Genomic DNA, 20,662 nt, shown 5'->3' with positions numbered 1-20,662 from the left:
TACAGATATTTGATGGAATTCAATTTCAATTGACCTCATGAGGTCGATAATTTCGAAAATTCCTGGGTTTAAAGTGCCAAGCACGCCATGTGCTTCCAAAAAGCTCACGGCTCACCCTTCACCGCACGCGCCAGCTCACCCATGGCCGCGGCCAGGCGGATGCGCGACAGACGGTGATCGAATTGGGTTTGCACGGCAGCGGCTTGGTAGCCGAAAGCTTCGTTTTGCACATTCAGCAAATCCAGCAAGGAGCGGCGGGCCAATCGAAACTGCAGGCGGTAACTCTCCACCAGCTTTTGCCCGGCAAGGGCTTGCTCTTGGTTCAGGTTGGCGCGTTGTTGGGCCAGTGCCCAGTCGGCCCACGCAGCGCTGATTTTTTCGCGCAACACCAGCGTTTGCTCATCGAGCGCGTTTTGTGCGGCCTGCACCTGCTCGGCCGCCGAGCGCACATTGGCCTCGCCTGCACCGCCGTTGAACACTGGCATGTTCACGCTCATTTGCTGCAGCGTACTCGCTTGCAGCGACGTGGGGTTCACTTGGCGCGACAGCGTCCAGTCGACTTTGGGGCGGGTTTGGGCACGCGCCACCGCCACACCGGCTTTGGCCGCGTCCAGCTGCGCTGCGGCTTGCACCAGCAAGGGGTGCCTGGGGCTGGCGGCATCCAAAGCGGTGCCCAGGTTGGCGGGCATGGCCAAAACCAAGCTGTCCAAGCCCACAGGCTGGGCGGGCAGTGCATCGGTGTAACGCGCCAAACGGGCCCGGGCTTGTTGCAATTCCACATCGCGCTGAACCACCGTTAGGGCAGCGGCGTTGACCCGCACTTCGGCTTGCCCCAGGTCCACCGCCCTGCCCGCATCGACCGCCACAATTTTGCGCACGTCGTCGGCCATTTGCGTGAGGGCGTCCAGGTTTTGCTCGGCCAGCGTTTTTTGCGCCATGGCTCTCGCCCACAACACATACGCCTCGGCCGCTTGCTGGGCCACATCGTCCAGCGTGCCACTGGCCTTGCCCTCGGCGGCCCGCACCAGCTGCTGGGCCCGCTGCACACCGGCCTCGATACCGCCGCCCGCATACAGGGTGTAGCTCGCCTGAGGCGTGAGCGCCTGTGTGCTGGCCCCTGTGCTCTGCTGTGTGGCCGAAGCACCCACGCCCAGCACAGGCCAACGGGCGGCAGTGGCTTTGTCCAGATCGGCCACCGCGGCGCTCACCTGCGACCTTGCCGCCAACGCCGCCGGGTAACGCACCAGCGCCTCACGCACCACGGCCAGCAGGGCACCGTCTTGCGCCGCAGCCCCTGTGGCTTGGCTGAGCAGCAGGCCCAAAGCCAAACCACCGAGCCAAGTCCTTGTTGGATGCACTTTGAAACTCATGAACCAGACCTTAATTTTTGAATACTTAAATGAACATTATCGGTGAGCACGCAGCCCATCCACAAACAACAAGGCTGGTAAACACCTTGCGGCATCCACCAGCCCTGCGGCCCAGCAAAAGCCAGGCGGCTCTCTCGCTAGTCACAGCGCGTCAGGTCGCAGAGACCGTCAGTGCCGTGTCGATCAACAACTGCGCCGCCAGGCTGTTGTGGTTGTAGCCCGTGTAGGTGTTGTTGTTGATGGTGATCACTGCTCCCGCAGCCGTCCAATTGGCCAAATCGGTCAGCACCACTGCGTCACCGGCATTGCCCGTCACCATCAGCTGGTTGCGCCTGACGGTGAGCCCGAGGTTGCCAGTGCTGCTGTTGCCAGCGTTCCACACGTCAGCGCTGGTGAAGTTCTCCAGCAAATCGCGGGCGGTCAGCTTCAGCGTGTTGTCGCCCGAACCGGTCAGGTCGACTTTTTCCATGTTTTGCATGGCGACACCCTTGACGTTGGCCAGGTCGAGCGTGAGGCCCGTGCCGACCAACTTCAAGGTGTCGATGCCGCCACCGCCGTCGATGCGCATCACGCTCTGGCTGGTGCCCGTCAAAGCCAGCTTGGCCAGGTTGTCGGCATTGACCTGCATGACATCGTGGCCTGCACCACCGTACAGCACGTCTGCGCCGCCGCCACCGACAAGCGTGTCGTTGCCCAAGCCGCCCACCAACTGGTTGGCCCCAGTGGTGCCGGTCAAGGTGTCTGCAGCGGCCGTGCCGATGCGGTCGCCATTGCTCACTTGGAACACAGTGGACTGCTGGTTGCTCACGCCACCAAACACCACATACACCTTGCCAACGTCGGCCAAGGTGGTGTCACCCAAATGGTTGCCGATGATCACATCGTCAAAACCATCGCCGTTGATGTCGCCACCACCGGAGACAGAAACGCCCATGCGTTCGTTCATATACGGGTTGACGATGCGGAAGCCCTCACTGCCATCCAGGCTGGTGACCTGCACAGTGCCGGTGCCGGTTTTGCCAAACACAATGTAAGCCGCACCTGCAGACGCGTTGGTCACTCCGTTGTTGACGTAAGGCGCATTGGCGTGGGTGACGATGACGTCCGTCAAACCGTCGCCGTTGAAGTCACCCGCGCTGCTCACCGCATACGCACCGTAGTTGGTGGTGTCCAAGCCCAAGCCAATGGCAAAGCCCCCCACACCGGCCTCGATGGACGAGACGTTGATCGGGTTGTTGTCGGTTTTGCCAAACGCCACCCAGGCGGCGCCTTTGAGCGTGGTGTTGCCCGCGCCCACCAAGCCCTGGTTGCCTTGCAGCAACACGTCTGCCAAGCCGTCACCGTTCACGTCGCCCACGCCCGCGATGTCGATGCCCGCGTTGCCTTCGCCGATGATCTGGAAGCCCCGGGTGTTGCTACCCGCGGTCAAGGTCGAGATGTCGAGTGAGGTGTTGGTCGCATTGCCGTACACCACATAGGCGCCGCCAGGGCCAACGCCAGTAGAACCCTGGAACCATGCGCCCAATACCAAATCGCTGTAGCCGTCGCCGTTGACGTCACCGCTGGCCATGGTGGTCAATGCAGGGTTGTTGCTGGGCTGGTCGGCCGTGACCATGAAGCCCACGCTGTTGCTAGCGCCAATGGCGGGCAGGCTGCTCACCTCCACCGCCGCGCCCGAGGCCTTGCCGTAAATCAGGTAAGCCCGGCCGTCGCGTGAACCGTAGTTGGGGTTGGCCACCAGCATGTCGTCCAAACCGTCGCCGTTCACGTCGCCTGCATTGCTCACACTCCAACCTGCCGGTGTGGTGCCGCTGGTGTTGATCTTGAAGCCCAAAGCGCTGGCCGTGTTGGTCAGGTTGGTGGCCGCTGTCAGGGCCGTGAGGTTGACCGCCGTGGTGTTGGTTTTGCCAAACACCACATAAGTTTCGCTCGTGGTTCCACTGCTGGCGTATTCCATCGGGTACCAACCGGCACTGATGGTGTAGTTGGCCCTGCTGGCCACCACCAGGTCGGCCAGGCCGTCCCCGTTGATGTCGCCTCCCCCTGTCACGGTAGCGCCGCTCATGCCATCGCCCGGCACGCCGGTGATGACAAAGCCCCGCGTGTTGCCCACTACGGTCAGCTGCGACAGCTGCAAGGAGTTGATCGCTTGGCTGCCACCAAACACCACATAGCTGCGACCCGCGTAGCCTGCAGCTCCGGGAGCCCCCACGATGAAGTCGTCATAACCGTCGCCGTTGACATCGCCTGCGTTCGACACGGCATATCCCGCGTTGTGGTTGGCGGCCTCTCCCACCAGGGTGAAGCCCCGTGTGGCGTCTGTGGTGCCCTCGTTGGCCTGCATGTCAAAGGCGTAACGCACGCCGGTGACCGTGTTGGCCGCGCTGATGGCCGTGCCGCTCACGGCATCGGCCTTGAACTGCTGGACCGACACGTTGAAGGTGCCAAAGCCCTGCGCGTCTACCACCGAGTAAGGAACGGTGATGGTGGTTGGCGTGTTGATTGCCACCGCAGCAGTGAACTTGTAGGTGTACTCCTGGTTACCCCAGGTGAACTTGAGCCAGTCGCCAGCAGCAGCCGCGGTCTTGAGCACCACGTTGACCTGCACACCGTCGAGCGCAGCGCTGCGGTAAATGACGTTGGTGTTGACCACCTCGCTCAAGCCCGTCATGACGCTGGTGGAGCCGTTCACGTTGGAGATGATCGGGGCGTTCAGGGGTGGCGCTGTGGGTGCGGTCACAAAGTCGACCGCTGCGCTGCCCACACCCACAGTGGTGAGTGGCACACCCACAGCGTTGAACACTTGGGCGGTGATGCCCACCGTTTCTTTGGTGCCCGCAGCCGTAGCGGCCAGCAGGGCCGAGGCAGGCACCGCCACGCGGGCTACACCAGCAGCCACGTCTGCGGCCGTGAGGGTGTAGAGCACAGCGGTCTGGTTTTCCCAGTTCACACGCACCTCGTCGCCCACGGCCGCGCCCAGGCCAGCCAGAGACACCAGCACTGGCGTGCCCGCCACGCTGCTGGTGCTGTTGGCGTTGCCCGTGTCTTGCGCCTCGGCCAGCGACAAGAAGCCAAAGCTCGAAAGCAAATCAGCCTCGGGCATCGTGATGGCCGCTGCGGGCAAGAGCACCGGCACCACTTGTACACCCTGCTTGACCAGCACTTGGCTGCGCGTGGTGGCGCTGGTGTACACCTCGTAAGCACCGGCCGTGGTGACGCTGCCCGCATAAGTCAAGCTGCCGGTTTCTTTGACAAAGCCTGCGCCCAAGCGCACGGTGTCGGCCGCGGTGCCGTCCACCACCACCTGGTAGTAGTTACTCGAGCCGTCAAAGCCTGTGACAGTACCTGTGACTGTCCAGCCGTTGGTGGTGTTGAAGCGGTTGTAGTCGCCCACCGTGGCGTTCAGATCCAGTCCGGTTTCGATCTGCAAGGTGCCTCCGGTGGCATTCAAGTCGAAACGCTCCAGGTTCTCCAAACGGGTGCGGGCGCTTTGCAAGCTCAGCACCAGGGGCTCGGCAAAGCGCAGCGTGTCCATGCCGCCGCCGCCGTCCACGCGGGCGATGTTTTGCGTGTCCACACCGATGCGCACGGCCAAAGACCGCACGTTGTCGGCGTTGAGAACGAACACGTCGCTGCCCGCACCGCCCGCCAACATGTCAGCACCGCCTGACCCCACCAAGGTATCGTTGCCTTGACCGCCCACGATCTGGTTGTTGCCGCTGGTGCCGGTCAGGGTGTCATTGGCCCCGGTGCCGATCTGGTCACCCCGACTGCCTTGGAAGACCATGGGGTTCAAGATGCTCGGGCCGCCATAGATGATGTAGTCCACACCACCAGCGGTGGTGCCAGAGGCTTGGCCCACCCCGTTGTTGCTGCTGCTGATGGCGTTGGGAGAGGACACGATCAAGTCGGCAAAGCCGTCGCCGTTCACGTCACCACCACCCGAGACAGCGGTCAGGGCCTTGTCGCCCCCCAACACGCCGTCGATGCGGAAGCCCTCGGACACTTTCAGGTCGGTGATGAACACCGTGCTGGAGCTGGTCTTGCCGTAGATCAGGTAGCCACCGCCGGTATTGGCACCGTTGATGGTCATGGTCTGCTGGGCAAACACGAAGTCGTCCAAGCCATCGCCGTTGAAGTCACCCACCACCCTGGCCTGGGTGAACAGGTCGGGCGTGCCCGTTGTCACGCCTTGCACCATGAAGCCATTGCTGCTGGTGCCACTGTTGAGATCTGTGATGTTGTAGTTAGCTGACGTGCTCTTACCAAAATTGACGTACACAGCAGGGCCACTGACCGACATGACCATGTCGGCCTTGCCGTCGCCGTTGATGTCACCGGTGCCAATCATTTGGCCATTCAAACCCCCGAGACCCGAAATTGTGTAACTTTGGCCTGCAGCGGTGGACAAGCCCGAGGCGCTGCCGAAGTATACATAGGCGTAGGTGGTGGTACCGTCTTGGGCATAGGTGCCACGCAATACCAAATCGGTGTAGCCGTCGCCGTTCACATCGGCGCCGGTGGCGTAGTCCTGATAGCCAGTGGTAGTCCCCCCATTGTTATTGAGGCGGAAATTACTGCCCACGCCGTTTTGGATGGTCATGCTGGTAGCGTCGGCCACCCCGTACTGCGCTTGGAATTCTCTCCATTGCGAATACATGGACACGATAAACGCGCTGCCCCAGTCCTGCACGCCGTCGCCGTTGAGATCACCAAGGTTGTTCAGACCAATGCTGGCGTTGACCTTCAGGCCGTTGCTGTTGGCCGTGGTGGTCAAGCTGCTGACCTGCACTGTGGCCGTGCTGTTGGAGCGGCCATAGACGATGTATTGCCCGGAGTCCGTTCCCGCAAAACTGATGTCATCCAGACCATCGCCGTTGAAGTCACCGTGGTCGATGTTCAAACTGACCGAATAAGCAGAAGTCAGACCGGCGACCATGAAACCTTGGGTGGAGTTGCCCAAAGCGATGGCGGAGAGGTCCACGTTTTGCGGTGCAGAACTGCCAAACACCACAAAAGCCGCTGCGCTGGTGTTGTAGGTGGTTTGACCAGCGCCAATCACCATGTCGTCGAAGCCGTCACCGTTCACATCGCCGACCATCACTGTGCCTGGCGCGTTTCCTGCACTCTTGGCTCCGATGTTGTCGCTGGGGCGACCGTTGATGCGGTAGCCAAAGTTATCACCTGCCACACCGCCAGTATTGGCCAGCGGCAAGTCAAAGAAGTAGGTGGCGTTCAAGGTGGCCGAGCTGGCCTCCAAACTGGTACCCGTGACCAAGAGCTTGGCGCTAACGGTGACGCTGCCAAAGCTTTGCGCACTGATCACGCTGTAAGGCACCGTCACATCCACATAGTGGTTGGTGATGTTGGTGGCACTCAGCGTGACCTGCGTGGTGGTGTCAGGGCCCCAGTTCAGTTGGATCACGTCACCGGCCACGGCTGGCACCGCACCTGTGCTGTAAGGCAATTGCACACGCACTACGGTGCCTGCGGTGTTGGTGGGGGTGCTGGCCTCGCTGTACCAGAGGCGGTTGTCAATCACGCCACCAGCAGCGCTGAAAGTGGTGCTGTTTCTGTCGAAATAAGCCTCTTGCACACCGGTCAGGCTGCTGAGGTTGCCAGGGCCAGAGGGTGTCCACAAACTGGCGCTGATGGTCGGTGGCGTCGGCACGATGGAAATTTCCGCGCTGCTCACGTCGCTGCGTGAAAGCGGACTGCCGCCGTTGGGCACGGTGGTGGTCACGTCGACGTTGTAAGAGCCGGCAGTGGTGAACACGTTGGCAGGAATGCCATCGACTCCACCCAACGTCCATGTGCCTGTGGTTTTACTGTAGCTCAGCTCGGTGTTGGCGTTGACGCCTGTACCGCCCGTGCCGGTGGTGACCGCGTTGGGCCCCACGGTCAGGGTGTAGGTGGCCAAGGTCGAACCCGCATTGTTTTTGAGCACCACGGTCAACACATCGCCACCCTCCAGCGCAATGGTGGCATTCGAGTTGTTGATCTTGTTGGCAGTGCCCGTGATGATGGGCACCAAGGTGGTGATGTTTTGCTGGTTGTTCACCGTGGGCACATCGGGCGGTGCGATGTTGACGACCACACCATTGTTGGTGTCGGTGCCGGTGTTGGCGGCGGCATCGGTCACGCTGGCCGTGATGGCGTAGGTGTTGCCGTGGTTGAGCAGCTTGGCGTCGGCGTCGCTCAGGGTGTAAGACCAAGTGCCACCAGTTTGCACGGTGGTGGTGTAGGTCCTGCTGTTGAGCGTGAGGGTGACGGTGCTGCCTACATCGGCGTCGGTGGTGCCGCTGACCACAGGTGGCGTGGCCACCGTGGTGCTGAGCGTGTAGTCGTTGCCGTTGATGCCGCGCTCGCCAATGCTGAAGGTGCCGTTGCCAGAAGCGGCCACGGCATCGCCGGCCACGCTGGTGATGGTGATGGTGCTGGCGGTGTCGATGGTCACAGGCACCGTGGCGGGGCCGGTCACGCTGCCCGAGGGGCTGGTGGCGGTGATGCTCAGGTTCTGCAAGCCTTGCGCCAAGGCGGTGGTGGGCGTGATGACCCAAGAACCGTCGGCCAACACCACGGTGGTGCCCAAAACGGTGGAGCCATTGGCTGCGAAGAGGCGGATGGTGTCACCCGGCTTGCCAGTGCCACTCAAGGTGGGCGTGGTGTCGTTGGTGCGGGCATCGCCGCTGATGCCGCTGTCGCTGCTGGCGTCGAGTCGGCCCGCCAACAAGGAGGTCACGACGCTGATTTCACCGCTGCTGGTGTCGCTGCGGGTGTTACCCGCCAAGTCGGTCACGGTGGCAGTGACGCTGTAGGTCTGGCCCGCCGTGAAGGTGCCCAAAGCGCCACTGACCGGCGTGGCCGACGAGGTGTCGAGCGTCCAGGCGCCGTTGGTCACGGTCACGTTGTAGGTGGCGCCGTTGACGGTCACTTGCAGGGTGTCGCCGTTGGCCATGGTGGCCGTGCCGGTGATGATCGGACGGCTGTCGCCGGTGACCAGCGGGGTGACGACGGGCGCCGCAGGCGGCGTGGTGTCGATGGTGACGGGCACCAAGGTCACCGGGCTGGTGTTGCCAGCCGTGTCGGTGGCGGTGACACGCACGTCGGCCGTGCCGTTGGCCAGGGTTTGTGTGGGCGTCACGCTCCACACGCCCCCTGTGACCGTAGCGGTCAAGACTTCGCCTGTTCCCGGCATGACCACGGTGATGACATCGCCGTCGGTGCCCGTGCCACTGATGGTGGGCGTGGTGTCGTTGGTGATGTTGTCGCCGGTGTTGCTGCCGCTGTCGCTGGCTGTGGCCACATCGGCAGGGGGTGCTGTCGGCGCCGTGGTGTCCACCAGCACTGTTTCGGTGTCGGTGCCGGTCACGCCATACCGGTTGGTGACGCTGGCGGTGGCGGTTTGGGTACCGTCGGCCAAGGCTGCGACAGCCGTGCCAGGCACGGTGACGGTAAAGGTACCGTCGGCTTGCACCACGGTGGTGTAGTTGTTGCCACCGATGTTGACGGTGACCGTGGCCCCCACAGGCGCGTTGGTTGTGCCGCTGATGGGCAGCGCCTGCGTCTCTTCAGCCAAATTGATCGTGCCGCCGCTGATAGTGTTCAGCATGATGGTGGGCGGGCTGTTGTTGATGTGCAGCTCTAATGAACTGATGTCGGTTTTGGTTGCTCCGCCCGTAATGGTGCTACCACTCAAAGTGCCGCCGGTGTTGGCTGTCACGTTGACATGGTGATCTCCAGCGGCGATGCTTGCACCAATGACCAAGGACCACGTCCCGCTGGCATAAGTGAGGCCTGCGGGTGAAGAACTCCCGCCGATGACCAGGCTGTAGGTTTGCCCTGCTACTGCGATTTGCAAGATGTCGCCATTGGCAAGGTTGATGTAATTGGTTCCATCGTATTTTCTAGCGCTGCCAGTGATGGTGGGCGTGCTGCTGTCGGTGTACAACTCGACGACGGTCGGTGTGTCTGGCATAGCAATGTCAACCACTACGCCGTTATCGGTGTCTCTCCCTGTGTTGCCCGCCGCATCACTGACGCTGGCGGTGATGGCGTAGGTGCTGCCATGTTTCAAGGCAATGGCGTCGGCGTCCGACAAGGTGTAGGTCCAAGTATTTGGATTTGCACCGGTGCCAGCTACCACGGTTGTGGTGTAAACCTGACCATTTAACGTCAAGGTGACTGTGCCCCCTGCTTGAGCATCGGTGGTGCCGCTGATCACTGGCGAAGTGGTTGGTGTGACGTTAGGCAAGCCGCGCTCGCTGACGCCAAAGGTGCCGTTTTGCGAACCTGTGACGGCATCGCCAGCGACACTGGTGACGCTGATGGAAGGCGCGGTGGTGTCCAACACCAACGCTTGGGTCGCTTGTGTTGCGGCCGTGCCCACCAGGTTGGTGGCATCGGCGGTCAGGGTGTAGCTGCCGTCAGCAGGCAGGTGCGCTGCCGGGATGTTGAGGGTGTAAGTGCCGTCGGGCTGCACGATAGCGGTGTAGCTGCGCAGTTCGGTGCTGCCCTGCATCAGTTTGACAGTTACCGTCTGACCCGCTTCAACGAAAGTCACGCTGCCGCCCACGGCCACAGCGCCAGATTTTTCGGCTTCATTGACGGTGTCGTCACCCGCCACGTTGCCAATGGTCACGGTGGGGGTGTTGGCCGCCAAGTTGAAACCATCGGTATCGGCGGGGCTGGTGTTGCCTGCCGCATCGGTCAAGGTGGTGCTGGTGGTCCAAGCACCATCCAGGTAGCTGGTTGAAGGATGCAGCGTGCTGTAGGGGATGGTCTCGCTGATGCTGCCGGCGGTGATGTGTCCCGCGTTCAAGGTGGTCGTCAGGGTGATGGTGGCACCACCTGGGCCTGCCACAACCGTGGTGACCACGTCGCCCACAGCGGCCCCTGCGGGCAGCGTGATGCTCAGCGCAACGCCATCGGCGGCTTCAGCAGCAATGACGCCGTCTGTGGCCTCTAGGATGGCGACTGTGGGTGCGGCTGTCGCCGTGGCATCGATGGTGATGGCCAGGCTGGGGCTGGCGGCACTGGTGTTGCCAGCGGTATCGACCAAGGCGTAAGTGATGGTGTGTGCGCCGGCTGGCAAAGGGTCTAGGGGCGTGACTTCGCCGTTGGCGTAAGTGGCGGGAACGGCCAGACCATCGACATAGAGCACCACGTTGCCGCCAGCGGGCGGCGCAGACACAGCAAAGCTGGGCGTGGTGTCGCTGGTCAGGTTGTCGGTGTTGACGCCGCTGTCGGTGGCGGCGGTCATGTCGGGCGCGGCGGGTGTGGCCGGAGCTGCCGTGTCGACGGTGACCGACAGTGCGGCACTGGCGCTGCTGGTGTTGCCAGCGGCGTCCACCAGCTGGTAGCTGATGGCGCGCACGCCGTCGGCCAAGGGGCTGTTGGGCGTGATGGTGCCGGTGTTGGGGTCGTAGGTGGCCGCAACCGCCACACCGTCGACCAACAACACCACACTGCCGCCCGTAGGCGGGGCCGTGACGGCGAAGTCAGGTCGGTTGTTTCCGGTGACGTCGTCGCTGGTGTTGCCACCGCTGTCGGTGGCCGATGTCAGGTCGGGGGCTGGTGGCGTGGCCGGGGCAGCGGTGTCAATGACGATGGCCAATGGACCGCTGGTTTCACTGACAAAGCTGCCCACTTGCACGGCGTAGGTGATGGTGTGCGGGCCATCAGGCAAGGCGCTGTTGGGTGTGAGCACGCCGTTGGCATAAGTGGCCGCAACGGCCACACCATCCACATACAAGATGTGTGTGCCGCCTGCAGGGGGCGCCGTGACGGCGAAGCTGGGCGTGTTGTTGCTGGTGAGGTTGTCGGTATCGCTCGCGCCAGTGTCGGTTGCAGCGGTCAAGTCAGGGTCTGCGGGGGTGGCGGGAAGGCTGGTGTCGATGGACAGTTCGCCCGTGCTGACGTCGCTGGTGCTGTTGCCTGCAGCGTCGGTGGTGGTGGCCGTGACGTTGTAGGTCTGGCCGTTGGCAAACGGGGCCAAAGTGCCGCTGGTGGGCACAGCCGTTTGGGTGTCCACGCGCCACTGGCCCTGGGCGTCGGGCACCACGGTGTAGGTGGCACCGTTGACGGTGACGGTGAGGGTCTCACCAGGCTGCACGCTGGCCGTGCCTCGGAGGACAGGCGTGGTGTCTGAGGTGAGAGAGGTGGTCACCGTTGGCGCAGCGGGCGCTGAGGTGTCAATGGTCAAGTCCACCGTCGAAGCGGGGCTGGTGTTGCCCGCCACGTCGGTCGCGGTGACCGACACACTGGCCACGCCACTGGGCAGGGCCTGGGTGGGTGTGACGCTCCAGCTGCCGTCGCTGGCCACGACGGTGGTGAGCACTTCGCCGGTGGGCAAGGTCACCGTGATGGTGTCGCCTGCACTGCCCGTGCCACGGACGGTCGGGGTGGTGTCGTTGGTCAGGTTGTCGGTGTTGCTGGCGCCGTTGTCGCTTTCTACGGCCACGTCGGCCACAGGCGCTGTGGGCGCGGTGGTGTCAATGGTCACCGGCACCAGGGTGGCGGGGCTCACGTTGCCCGCCGGGTCGGTGGCGGTCACGCTGACTTGGGCGGTGCCGTTGGCCAGAGCTTGAGTGGGTGTGACGTACCAACTGCCGTCTGCAGCCACCAAGGCGGTCAAGACTTCGCCAGTGCCGGGCATGGTGACGGTGATGGTGTCACCAGGCGTGGCTCCACCACCACCGATGGTGGGTGTGTCATCGCGGGTGATGTTGTCGATGTCACTGCGGCCGCTGTCGCTGGTGGCCAGAACATCGGCTGCTGGGGCTGCGGGGGCCTGGGTGTCGATGACAAGCGCCACGTTGGCTGGGGCGCTGGTGTTGCCCGCCAAGTCGGTGGCGGTAACGCTGACGTTGGCGCTGCCCTCGGGCAGGGCTTGCGTGGGTGTGACGCTCCAGGTGCCGTCGCCCGCCACCACGGTGTTGAGCACTTCGCCGGTGGGCAGGGTCACGGTGATGGCATGGCCTGCCGTGCCGGTGCCGCTGAGGGTGGGCGTGGTGTCGCGCGTCAGGTTGTCGGTGCTGCTGGAGCCGGTGTCGCTGAGGGTGGCCACATCGGCCACTGGAGAAGCGGGGGCGGTGGTGTCGATGACCAAGGCCACGGTGGTCGCGGCGCTGGTGTTGCCCATGGGGTCAGTGGCTGTGACCAACACGTTGGCCGCGCCGTCGGGCAAGGCTTGGGTGGGTGTGACGCTCCAGTTGCCATTGGCGGGCACCACCACTTCGAGCACTTCGCCCGTGGGCAAGGTGACGGTGATGGTGTCGCCGGGTGTGGCGCCTGTGCCGCTGATGACAGGCGTGTTGTCGCTGGTGTTGTTGTCGGTGCTGCTGCTGCCGGTGTCGCTGGCGGCGGCCACGTCAGCCGCTGGCGCTGCGGGGACCACCGTGTCCAGGGTGAAACTGCCGGGCGTGGCTGTGCCGTTGTTGAGCTTGGTGCTGGTGGTCCAAGCGCCGTTGTTGGCGTTGGTCAGCTCGCTGCTGGGGATGATCTGGCTGATGGTGCCCGCGACGATGTCGGTGGCGCTCAGCGTGGTGGTGAGCGTGAGTGTGCCGCCACCGGGCTTGGTGACGATGGTGGTGACCACGTCGCCGGCCACAGCGCCAGATGGCAGCGAAGACACCACAGGCGTGCCGCCCGCGCTGGTGGCTTCTGCGGCGTTCACGCCATTCGATGCTTCGGGCAAGCTGACGGCGATGCGACCGACGTCGATGCTGAGCTCGCCGGTGCTGACGTCGGTGCCCACGTTGCCTGCGGCGTCGGTGATGACAGCAGTGACGTTGTAGGTGTTGGCCGTCGCCAAGGACAATGCACCGCTGGTGGGCGTGGCGGTGGCCAGATTGAGTGTCCAGACCCCTTGATCGTTGGGCGTGACGGCATAAGTGGCTCCGCCCACAGTCACGGTGAGGCTTTCGCCGGGGGCCAGGTTGGCACCGCCGGTGAGCACGGGCGTGAGTGTGTTGCCCAAAGTGGGTACGACCGTGGGCACGTTGGCCATGGTGTCGATGGTGACAGGCAAGTCGGCCGGGGCACTGGTGTTGCCCGCCGGGTCAGTGGCCGTGACTTTCAAGGCATTGAGGCCTTCTGGCAATGCGGCTGTAGGTGTGGCGCTCCAGGTGCCATCGGCTTGCACGGTGGCCGTGGCAATGACGTTGCCCGCAGCGTCTTTGACGGTGATGGTGTCGCCGGGCTCCCCTGCCCCACTCAAGGTGGGGGTGGTGTCGCTGGTGGTGCTGTCACCCGCCAAGCCCGTGTCGCTGGCGCTGTTCAAAATGCCCGAGGGCGCAGCAGGCGCAGTGGTATCGAGGGTGAAGCCGCCCGCACTGGATGGGCCGGTGTTGCCAGCGGTGTCGGTGATGGTGGTCGAGCTGGTCCAAGCACCGTCGACCGTCAGCGCCGAGGTGGGGATGAGCTGACTGATGCTGCCGGCCGTGATGTGGGCGGCAGTGAGCGTGGTGCTGAGCACTTGCACGGAGCCATCCGGTGCAGTGACCACGCTTTTGACCACGTCGCCGACTTGCGAGCCAGCGGGCAGTGTGATGTTGAGGGCTGTGCCGCCCGAGCTGAGCGCTTCGGCAGCGTTGACCAGGGTGCCTTCAGGAATGGCCACGGTGGCCGCACCAGGTGCGGTGGTGTCGACCATGAAACTTTGGGTGCCATTGCCCGTCACACCATAGGCGTTGACCACGCTGGCGCTGACAGTTTGGGTGCCATCGGCGATGGCGGCCACAGCCGCGCCGGGCACGGTCACGCTGAAAATGCCACCCGCTTGCACCACGGCGGTATAGGTTTGGCCATCCAGGATGAGTGTGACCGTGGCGCCCACAGGCGCATCGGTGGTGCCGGTGATGGGCAGGGGCTGGGTGCTTTCAGCGTCGTTGAGGGTCCCGTCGCTGATGGGGTTGAGGGTGATGGCGGGGGGCACATCGTTGATGTGCAGCTCGGTGTTGGAGATGTCGGTCTTGGTGATGCCACCGGCGGTGACACTGACAGCGACTTCGTAGTGGCCGTTGGGGATGCTGGCGGGCAGCAAGCTCCAAGTGCCGTTGGTGTAAGTCAAACCTGCGGGGCTGCTGGTGCCGCCCACCGTCAGGGTGTAGGTGGCGCTGTTCACCGTCACGGTGAGCACGTCACCGTTGGCCAAGTTGATGTAGGTGTTGCCCCCCGCGTCTTTCATGGCGCGGCCGATGATGGTGGGCGTGTGCAGCGCGGTGTATTGCTCGACCACGGTCGGGATGTCAGGGGCCGCAGTGTTGACGACCAAGCCGTTGTCGGTGTCGGTGCCGGTGCCGGTGTTGCCCGCCACGTCGCTGACTGTCGCGGTGATGGCGTAGGTGCTGCCGTGGTTCAGGCCGAGCGCATCGGCGTTGCTGAGCGTGTAGGTCCAGACGCCTCCGTTTTGAACGGAGGTGGTGTAGGTTTGTCCGTCCAGCGTGAGGGTGATGGTTTGGCCCACCTCAGCGTCGGTCGTGCCGCTGATGACCGGGCGTGTGGTGACGGCGTTGGAAGTCAACGCACCGCGCTCGGCGGCGTTGAACTCGCCGGTGAGGTGGGTGGGGTCGATGGCATCACCTGCAATGCTGGTGATGGTGATGACTGGCGCGGTGGTGTCAACGGTCAGCGCACGGCTGGCCTGCGAGGCAGGCGTGCCTGCGGCATTCGACACATCGGCCTTGAGGGTGTACGAACCGTCTGCGGGCAAATCGGCAGCGGGAATGTTCAGGCTGTAACTGCCATTGGCTTGCACCACGGCGGTGTAGGTGCCCAGCACGGTGGCACCGTTCACGAGTTGAACGGTCACGGTTTGGCCTGGCTCGGCCGTGGTGGTGCCTGCAACGGGCAAGGCGCCGCTGGCCTCTGCGGCGTTGACCGTGTTGTCGCCCGCGACGGTGGCGATGCTGATGCTGGGCGGCGTGGCCGAGAGTGTGAACCCATCGGCCATGGCGGGGCTGACGTTGCCTGCGGGGTCGGTGAGCGTGGAACGGGTGGTCCAGTCGCCATCCAGGTAGGCGGTGTTGGCACCTGCAGGTTGCAGTGTCAGAAGCGGCACAGTTTGCGTGACGGTGAAGGGCCCGCTGCCGATGGCGGTGCCGCCATTGGCAGTGGATACATCGGCCGCCAACACGGTGTATGTGAGGGTGCTGGTCGTGCCGTTGGGTGCTGTGACCACGGTGGTGACCACATCGCCCACGCGGGCGTCTGCCGGCAGTGTCACTGAGAGTTGCACGCCGTTGGCGGCTTCTGCGGCGCTCACGCCACCTGCCGCTTCAGGAATGGCGACGCCCGGTGCTGCGGGTGCGGCGGTGTCGATGACGAGCGCCACCGTGGTCGGTGCGCTGGTGTTGCCTGCGGGGTCGGTGGCGGTGACCAGCACATTGGCTGCGCCGTCTGGCAAGGGTTGGGTGGGCGTGACGCTCCAGTTGCCACCGGCAGGAACCACGACTTTGAGCACTTCACCCGTGGGCATGGTGACGGTGATGGTGTCGCCCGGTGTGGCCCCTGTACCACTGATGGTGGGGGTGTGGTCTGAAGTGTTGTTGTCGGTGTTGCTACTGCCGGTGTCGCTGAGGGTGGCCACATCGGCCGCTGGTGCGGCCGGTGCCACGGTGTCGAGCGTGAAACCGCCGGGCGTGGCTGTGCCAGGCACACCGTTGTGGTCAAGGGTGGTGCTGGTGGTCCAAGCGCCGTTGTTGACGTTGGACAGCTCACTGCTCGGGATCAGCTGGCTGATGCGGCCCGCCAGGATGTCTGCGGCGCTGAGCGTGGTGGTCAAGGTGAGCGTGCCGCCACCGGGCTTGGTGACGGTGGTGGTGACCACGTCACCGGCCACGGCACCCACTGGCAACTGAGAGACGACGGGCGTGCCGCCTGCGCTGGCGGCTTCGGCTGCGTTCACACCCAAGGGCGCTTCAGGCAAGCTGACCGCGATGCGACCGGTGTCGATGACGAGTTCGTTCGTGCTGATGTCGGTGCCCACGTTGCCTGCGGCATCGGTGATGACGGCGGTCACGCTGTGGGTCCCGTTGGCCAAGGTCAGTGTGCCGGTGACCGCCGTGGCGGTGGCCAGGTTCAAAGTCCAAGTGCCTAGGGCATCGGGCACCACAGCGTAAGTGGCGCCGCCCACGTTGACGGTGAGGGTTTCGCCCGGGGCCAGGTTGGCACCGCCGGTGATCACTGGCGTGAGGGTGTTGCCCAGTGTGGGCACCACCGTGGGAACGTTGGCGGTGTTGTCGATGGTCACAGGCACATCGGCCGGGGCACTGGTGTTGCCTGCCGAGTCGGTGGCGGTGACCTTGAAGGTGTTGAGGCCCTCTGGTTGCGCCGCTCCGGGTGTGATACTCCAAGTGCCGTCGTTGGCGACCGTGGCAGTTCCTAACTCGGTGACGCCATCGGGTGCGTACAGCTTGATGGTGTGGCCGGGCGTGCCGCTGCCCGTGATGGTGGGCGTGGTGTCGGTGGTGATGTTATCGGTGTTGCTGGTGCCCGTGTCGCTGCCAGCGGCCAAATCGGCTGCAGGTGGCGCAGGGGGTGTGGTGTCGATGGTCACGGGCACGGTGGCTGGTGCGCTGACATTGCCCGCTGGGTCGGTGGCGGTGACGCTCACATTCGTGGTGCCTTCTGGCAACGCTTGGGGGGGTGTGACGCTCCAGCTGCCGTTGCCAGCCACCACCGCAGTGAGCACCTCGCCGGTGGGCAATGTGACGGTGATGGTGTCGCCTGCAGTGCCTGTACCGCTGATCTCGGGCGTGGTGTCGCGGGTGATGTTGTCGGTGCTGCTGGTGCCGGTGTCACTGGCAGCGGCCACATCGGCCGCAGGGGCAGCTGGCCCAGTGGCGTCGATGACCAACGCAACGGTGGTGGCCGCGCTGGTGTTGCCCGCCGGATCGGTAGCGGTGACGCTCACGTTGCCAGGACCTTCGGCCAAGGCTTGGGTGGGGGTGACGCTCCAGGTGCCGTTGACGGCCACCACGGTGGTGAGCACTTCGCCTGTACCGGGCATGGTCACGGTGATGGTGTCACCGGGCGTGGCGCCGGCACCGCTGATGGTGGGCGTGGTGTCGGTCGTCAGGTTGTCGGTGTTGCTGGTGCCGGTATCGCTGAGGGCGGCCACATCAGCCGCAGGGGCAGCGGGGGCCACGGTGTCGAGCGTGAAACTGCCAGGGGCGGCGGGACCTGCAGAGCCGCCATTGGGGGTGATGGTGGTGCTGGTGTTCCAGACACCGTTGACTGTCAGATCAGCCGTCAAGATGATTTGTTCAATGCTGCCTGCATCGATGTCTGCCTGGCTCAAGACCGTGGTCAATGTGAGCGTGGTGCCATCGGGCTTGGTGACCACGCTGTTGACCGTGTCACCATCTTGCGCGTTTTGGGGCAAACGAATGACCAAGGGCGTGCCGGTGTTGCTGCTGACTTCAGTGGCGTTCACGCCTTTGGGGGCTTCGGGCAGTGTGACGCTGGGTGCACTGGTGTTGATGGTCAGCTCGCCGGCCGAGGTGTCGATGCTGGTGTTGCCAGCGACGTCGGTGGTGGTGGCGGTGACGCTGTAGTTGTTACCGTCTACAAAGGTGCCCAGCGTGCCGCTGGTGGGTATGGCCGATGCCAGATCCAGAGACCAGAGACCTTGCGCGTTGGGCGTCACGGCGTAGGTGGCACCGTGAACGGTGACCGTGAAAGTTTCGCCTGCCGCCACCACCGCTGTACCCGTGATTGTGGGCGTGAGTGTGTTGCTGGTGAGTGCGCTGACCGTAGGGACGATTGGCGCTGCGGCATCGATCGTGATGGGAACTTGTGTGGCTGGGCTGGTGCCAGAAACATTGCTCGCGGTCACGCTGGCGGTGGCGGCACCATTGGCCAGCGGCTGCGTGGGCGTGACGCTCCAGCTGCCGTTGGAGGCCACGGTGGTGGTAAGCACTTCGCCGGTGCCGGGCATGGTCACGGTGATGGTGTCACCGGCAGTGCCTGTGCCGGCAATGGTGGGCGTGTTGTCGCTGGTGATGTTGTCGGTGTCGCTGACGCCACTGTCGCTGGCTGCGGCCATGTCGGCGGCCGGAGCTGTGGGCACAGCGGGCGGTGCTGGTGGCGCAGGCGGGGCCGGTGGGGTAACAGGCGTCAAGGCAAAGGGGATTGCAGCAGGTTGAACCAAGCCGTCACTGCCGGTAAAGGGCAAAGTGGCCGTACCAACCGATGCGGGCAAGTTGACGCTGAAGCGGCCGCTGGCATCGACTGCGGCCTGAACGGTGGTGCCGTTTGGCAAGGTCACGGTGACGGTGGACAGCGGCAGAGCCGTGCCGGTGACGGCCACATTGGAGCCACTGGGCGTTTGGCTGGTAACCAGCACCTCGCCGAGCAGCCAGCGGTTGAGCTGGGTGTCTTGGGTGAAGGTTTTTTCAGCGGTGGTGGGTGCAGCCTTGAGGGCGTTCAACGCGGTTTGACGGCCTGCATCGACCAAGGTGGCCCCTGCCGAGTTGAGGCTGCCGGTGCTGACGTCGATGTTGGCGGTCAGCTGATTCAGGCTGCTGGCCAGGCTGCCCGTGTTGCTGTCCACGCCCGAGAGTTTGGCCAGGGCCAAACCGTATTTGAGGTCGCCGGTCAGGGCCACACTGCCGTTGGGCTGCACCAAGGGCGCAGCGTTGAAGCTGCCACTGTTGGTGGTGGTGGGGGCTGTGGCGGTGATGTCCACACCCGCCAAGCCGAAGGCTTTCGCGACAGCAGCATTGGTGGCCAGGACGACAGAGGCTGCGGGCGGCACATCTGCACTCACACCAACTGCTTTGCGAACGGCCAACTCGGTGATGGGGGTGATGTGGATGGTCAGTGTGGAGGTGGCAGGCACAACCACAAATTGGGCGGACCCCACCTCGGCCACGCCCATGGCGCGCAAGGCGGTGTCAAGCGACTTGGGCGAAGCGCTGACTTCGTCCAGGTAGTTGGTAGCCACGCCGTTCGCATCGACCACCTTGACCAGCACAGTGCCCCGGTAGTCACCCATGCCCGCACGCACGACCCGGAAAGTGCCGTTGTCAGCAATAACCGATTGGCCCAGCAAAGTGCCCGTGCTGTCGTAGACGAACACATCCGCTCCGTCAGACACAGGTCCTGCGGCCACACTGCCTTGGACAATCAAATCAGGCGGAGTGCCGGCGATGATCGTGACCGGCAAGGTGGCAGGCGCGCTGGTGTTGCCTGCTGCATCGGTGGCCGTGACCACAAAATTGTTCAGCCCCAGAGGCTGCACTGCTGCGGGTGTGATGCTCCAGCTGCCGTTGGGCGCGACCACAGCAGTGCCCAGCAAAGTGGTGCCATCGGGCGCGTAGAGCTTGATGGTGTCGCCAGGCGTGCCTGTGCCCGTGATGGTGGGCGTGGTGTCTGAGGTGATGCTGTCGCCCACCACACCGGTGTCGCTGCTGGCTGCGAGCGCCGCTGCAGGTGCTGTGGGTGCCACGGTGTCGATGGTGATGGGCAGCGGCACGGCAGGACTGACGGTACCGGCTGGGCTGGTGGCCGTGATGCTGAGGGTGTTCAGACCTTCTGCCAAAGGCAGAACAGGGGTGACACGCCAAGTGCCGTCAGCAGCCACGGTGGTGGTAGCGATAACTTGGCCTGCGGCGTTTTTGACGGTGATGGTGTCACCAGCCGTGCCCGTGCCTTCGAGAACGGGGCGGCTCACGTTGGTCAATTTGTCCGTGTTGCTCGCGCCCGTGTCGCTTGCGGATGCCAACTGAGCGGTGAGCTGAACAACGGCCGGTGGAGGCGCTGTAATAACCGGAGCGTTGCCACCAGAACCACCGCCACCACCGCCAGCGGCAGCGGCCAAGCCCGCACCGCCCGCCAACCACCATGGGTTGAACCAAACCACGTTTTCGACCAAGGTGATGGGCGTCACTTCCGAAATCAAGGTGGTCAGCGCGGGGCGGGTGCCTTCGTCGATCACGTAAACGCTGATGTCGCCTTTGGGCAAGCGGCCAGTCAGGCTGTCTTTGGGGAACTCGACGATGGCTTCGTCGTAGTACTGCTCGATGATGATGTCGGCTTTGACCGAGCCTTCAAAGTAAATTTCGAGGTCACGGCCCACGCGCTTGGCGCGCACTTTTTCAGGGGCACGCTCGCTTTTGAGGTCGCGCAGCTCGTATCGGGTGGCCATTTCGGCCTGGATGCGAACCGGTGTGCCGGCATCGCCATCACCAGGATTCACGCTGTAGCTTTGCTCGTTTTTGGTGCTGCGGCTGGACTTGGCCAACAAGAGTATTTTTTTGGCGGAGGCTTGGGCAATCACGGTCATG

Annotated in this window: 2 protein-coding genes; both read right to left on the bottom strand. The window is 63.9% G+C overall.

Annotation, left to right across the window (positions count from 1 at the left end):
- Nucleotides 1-104: 104 nt before the first annotated feature.
- The gene (locus tag SWE17_RS04510; protein ID WP_322991912.1) at nt 105-1,370 is read right to left on the bottom strand and encodes a TolC family protein; all 1,266 of its coding nucleotides are present in this window, start codon (nt 1,368-1,370) and stop codon (nt 105-107) included.
- A gap of 151 nt (nt 1,371-1,521) precedes the next feature.
- Nucleotides 1,522-20,661 carry an Ig-like domain-containing protein gene (locus SWE17_RS04505; protein ID WP_322991911.1) on the bottom strand — a complete coding sequence of 6,380 codons (19,140 nt, stop codon included), beginning with the start codon at nt 20,659-20,661 and terminating at the stop codon, nt 1,522-1,524.
- Between the last annotated feature and the right edge of the window lies 1 nt (nt 20,662).

The sequence above is a fragment of the Limnohabitans sp. genome (genome assembly GCF_034680285.1).
GTDB lineage: Bacteria > Pseudomonadota > Gammaproteobacteria > Burkholderiales > Burkholderiaceae_C > Limnohabitans_A.
Note: the sequence above shows the minus strand (reverse complement) of the source record. Positions and strands in the feature narration are given on the sequence as shown.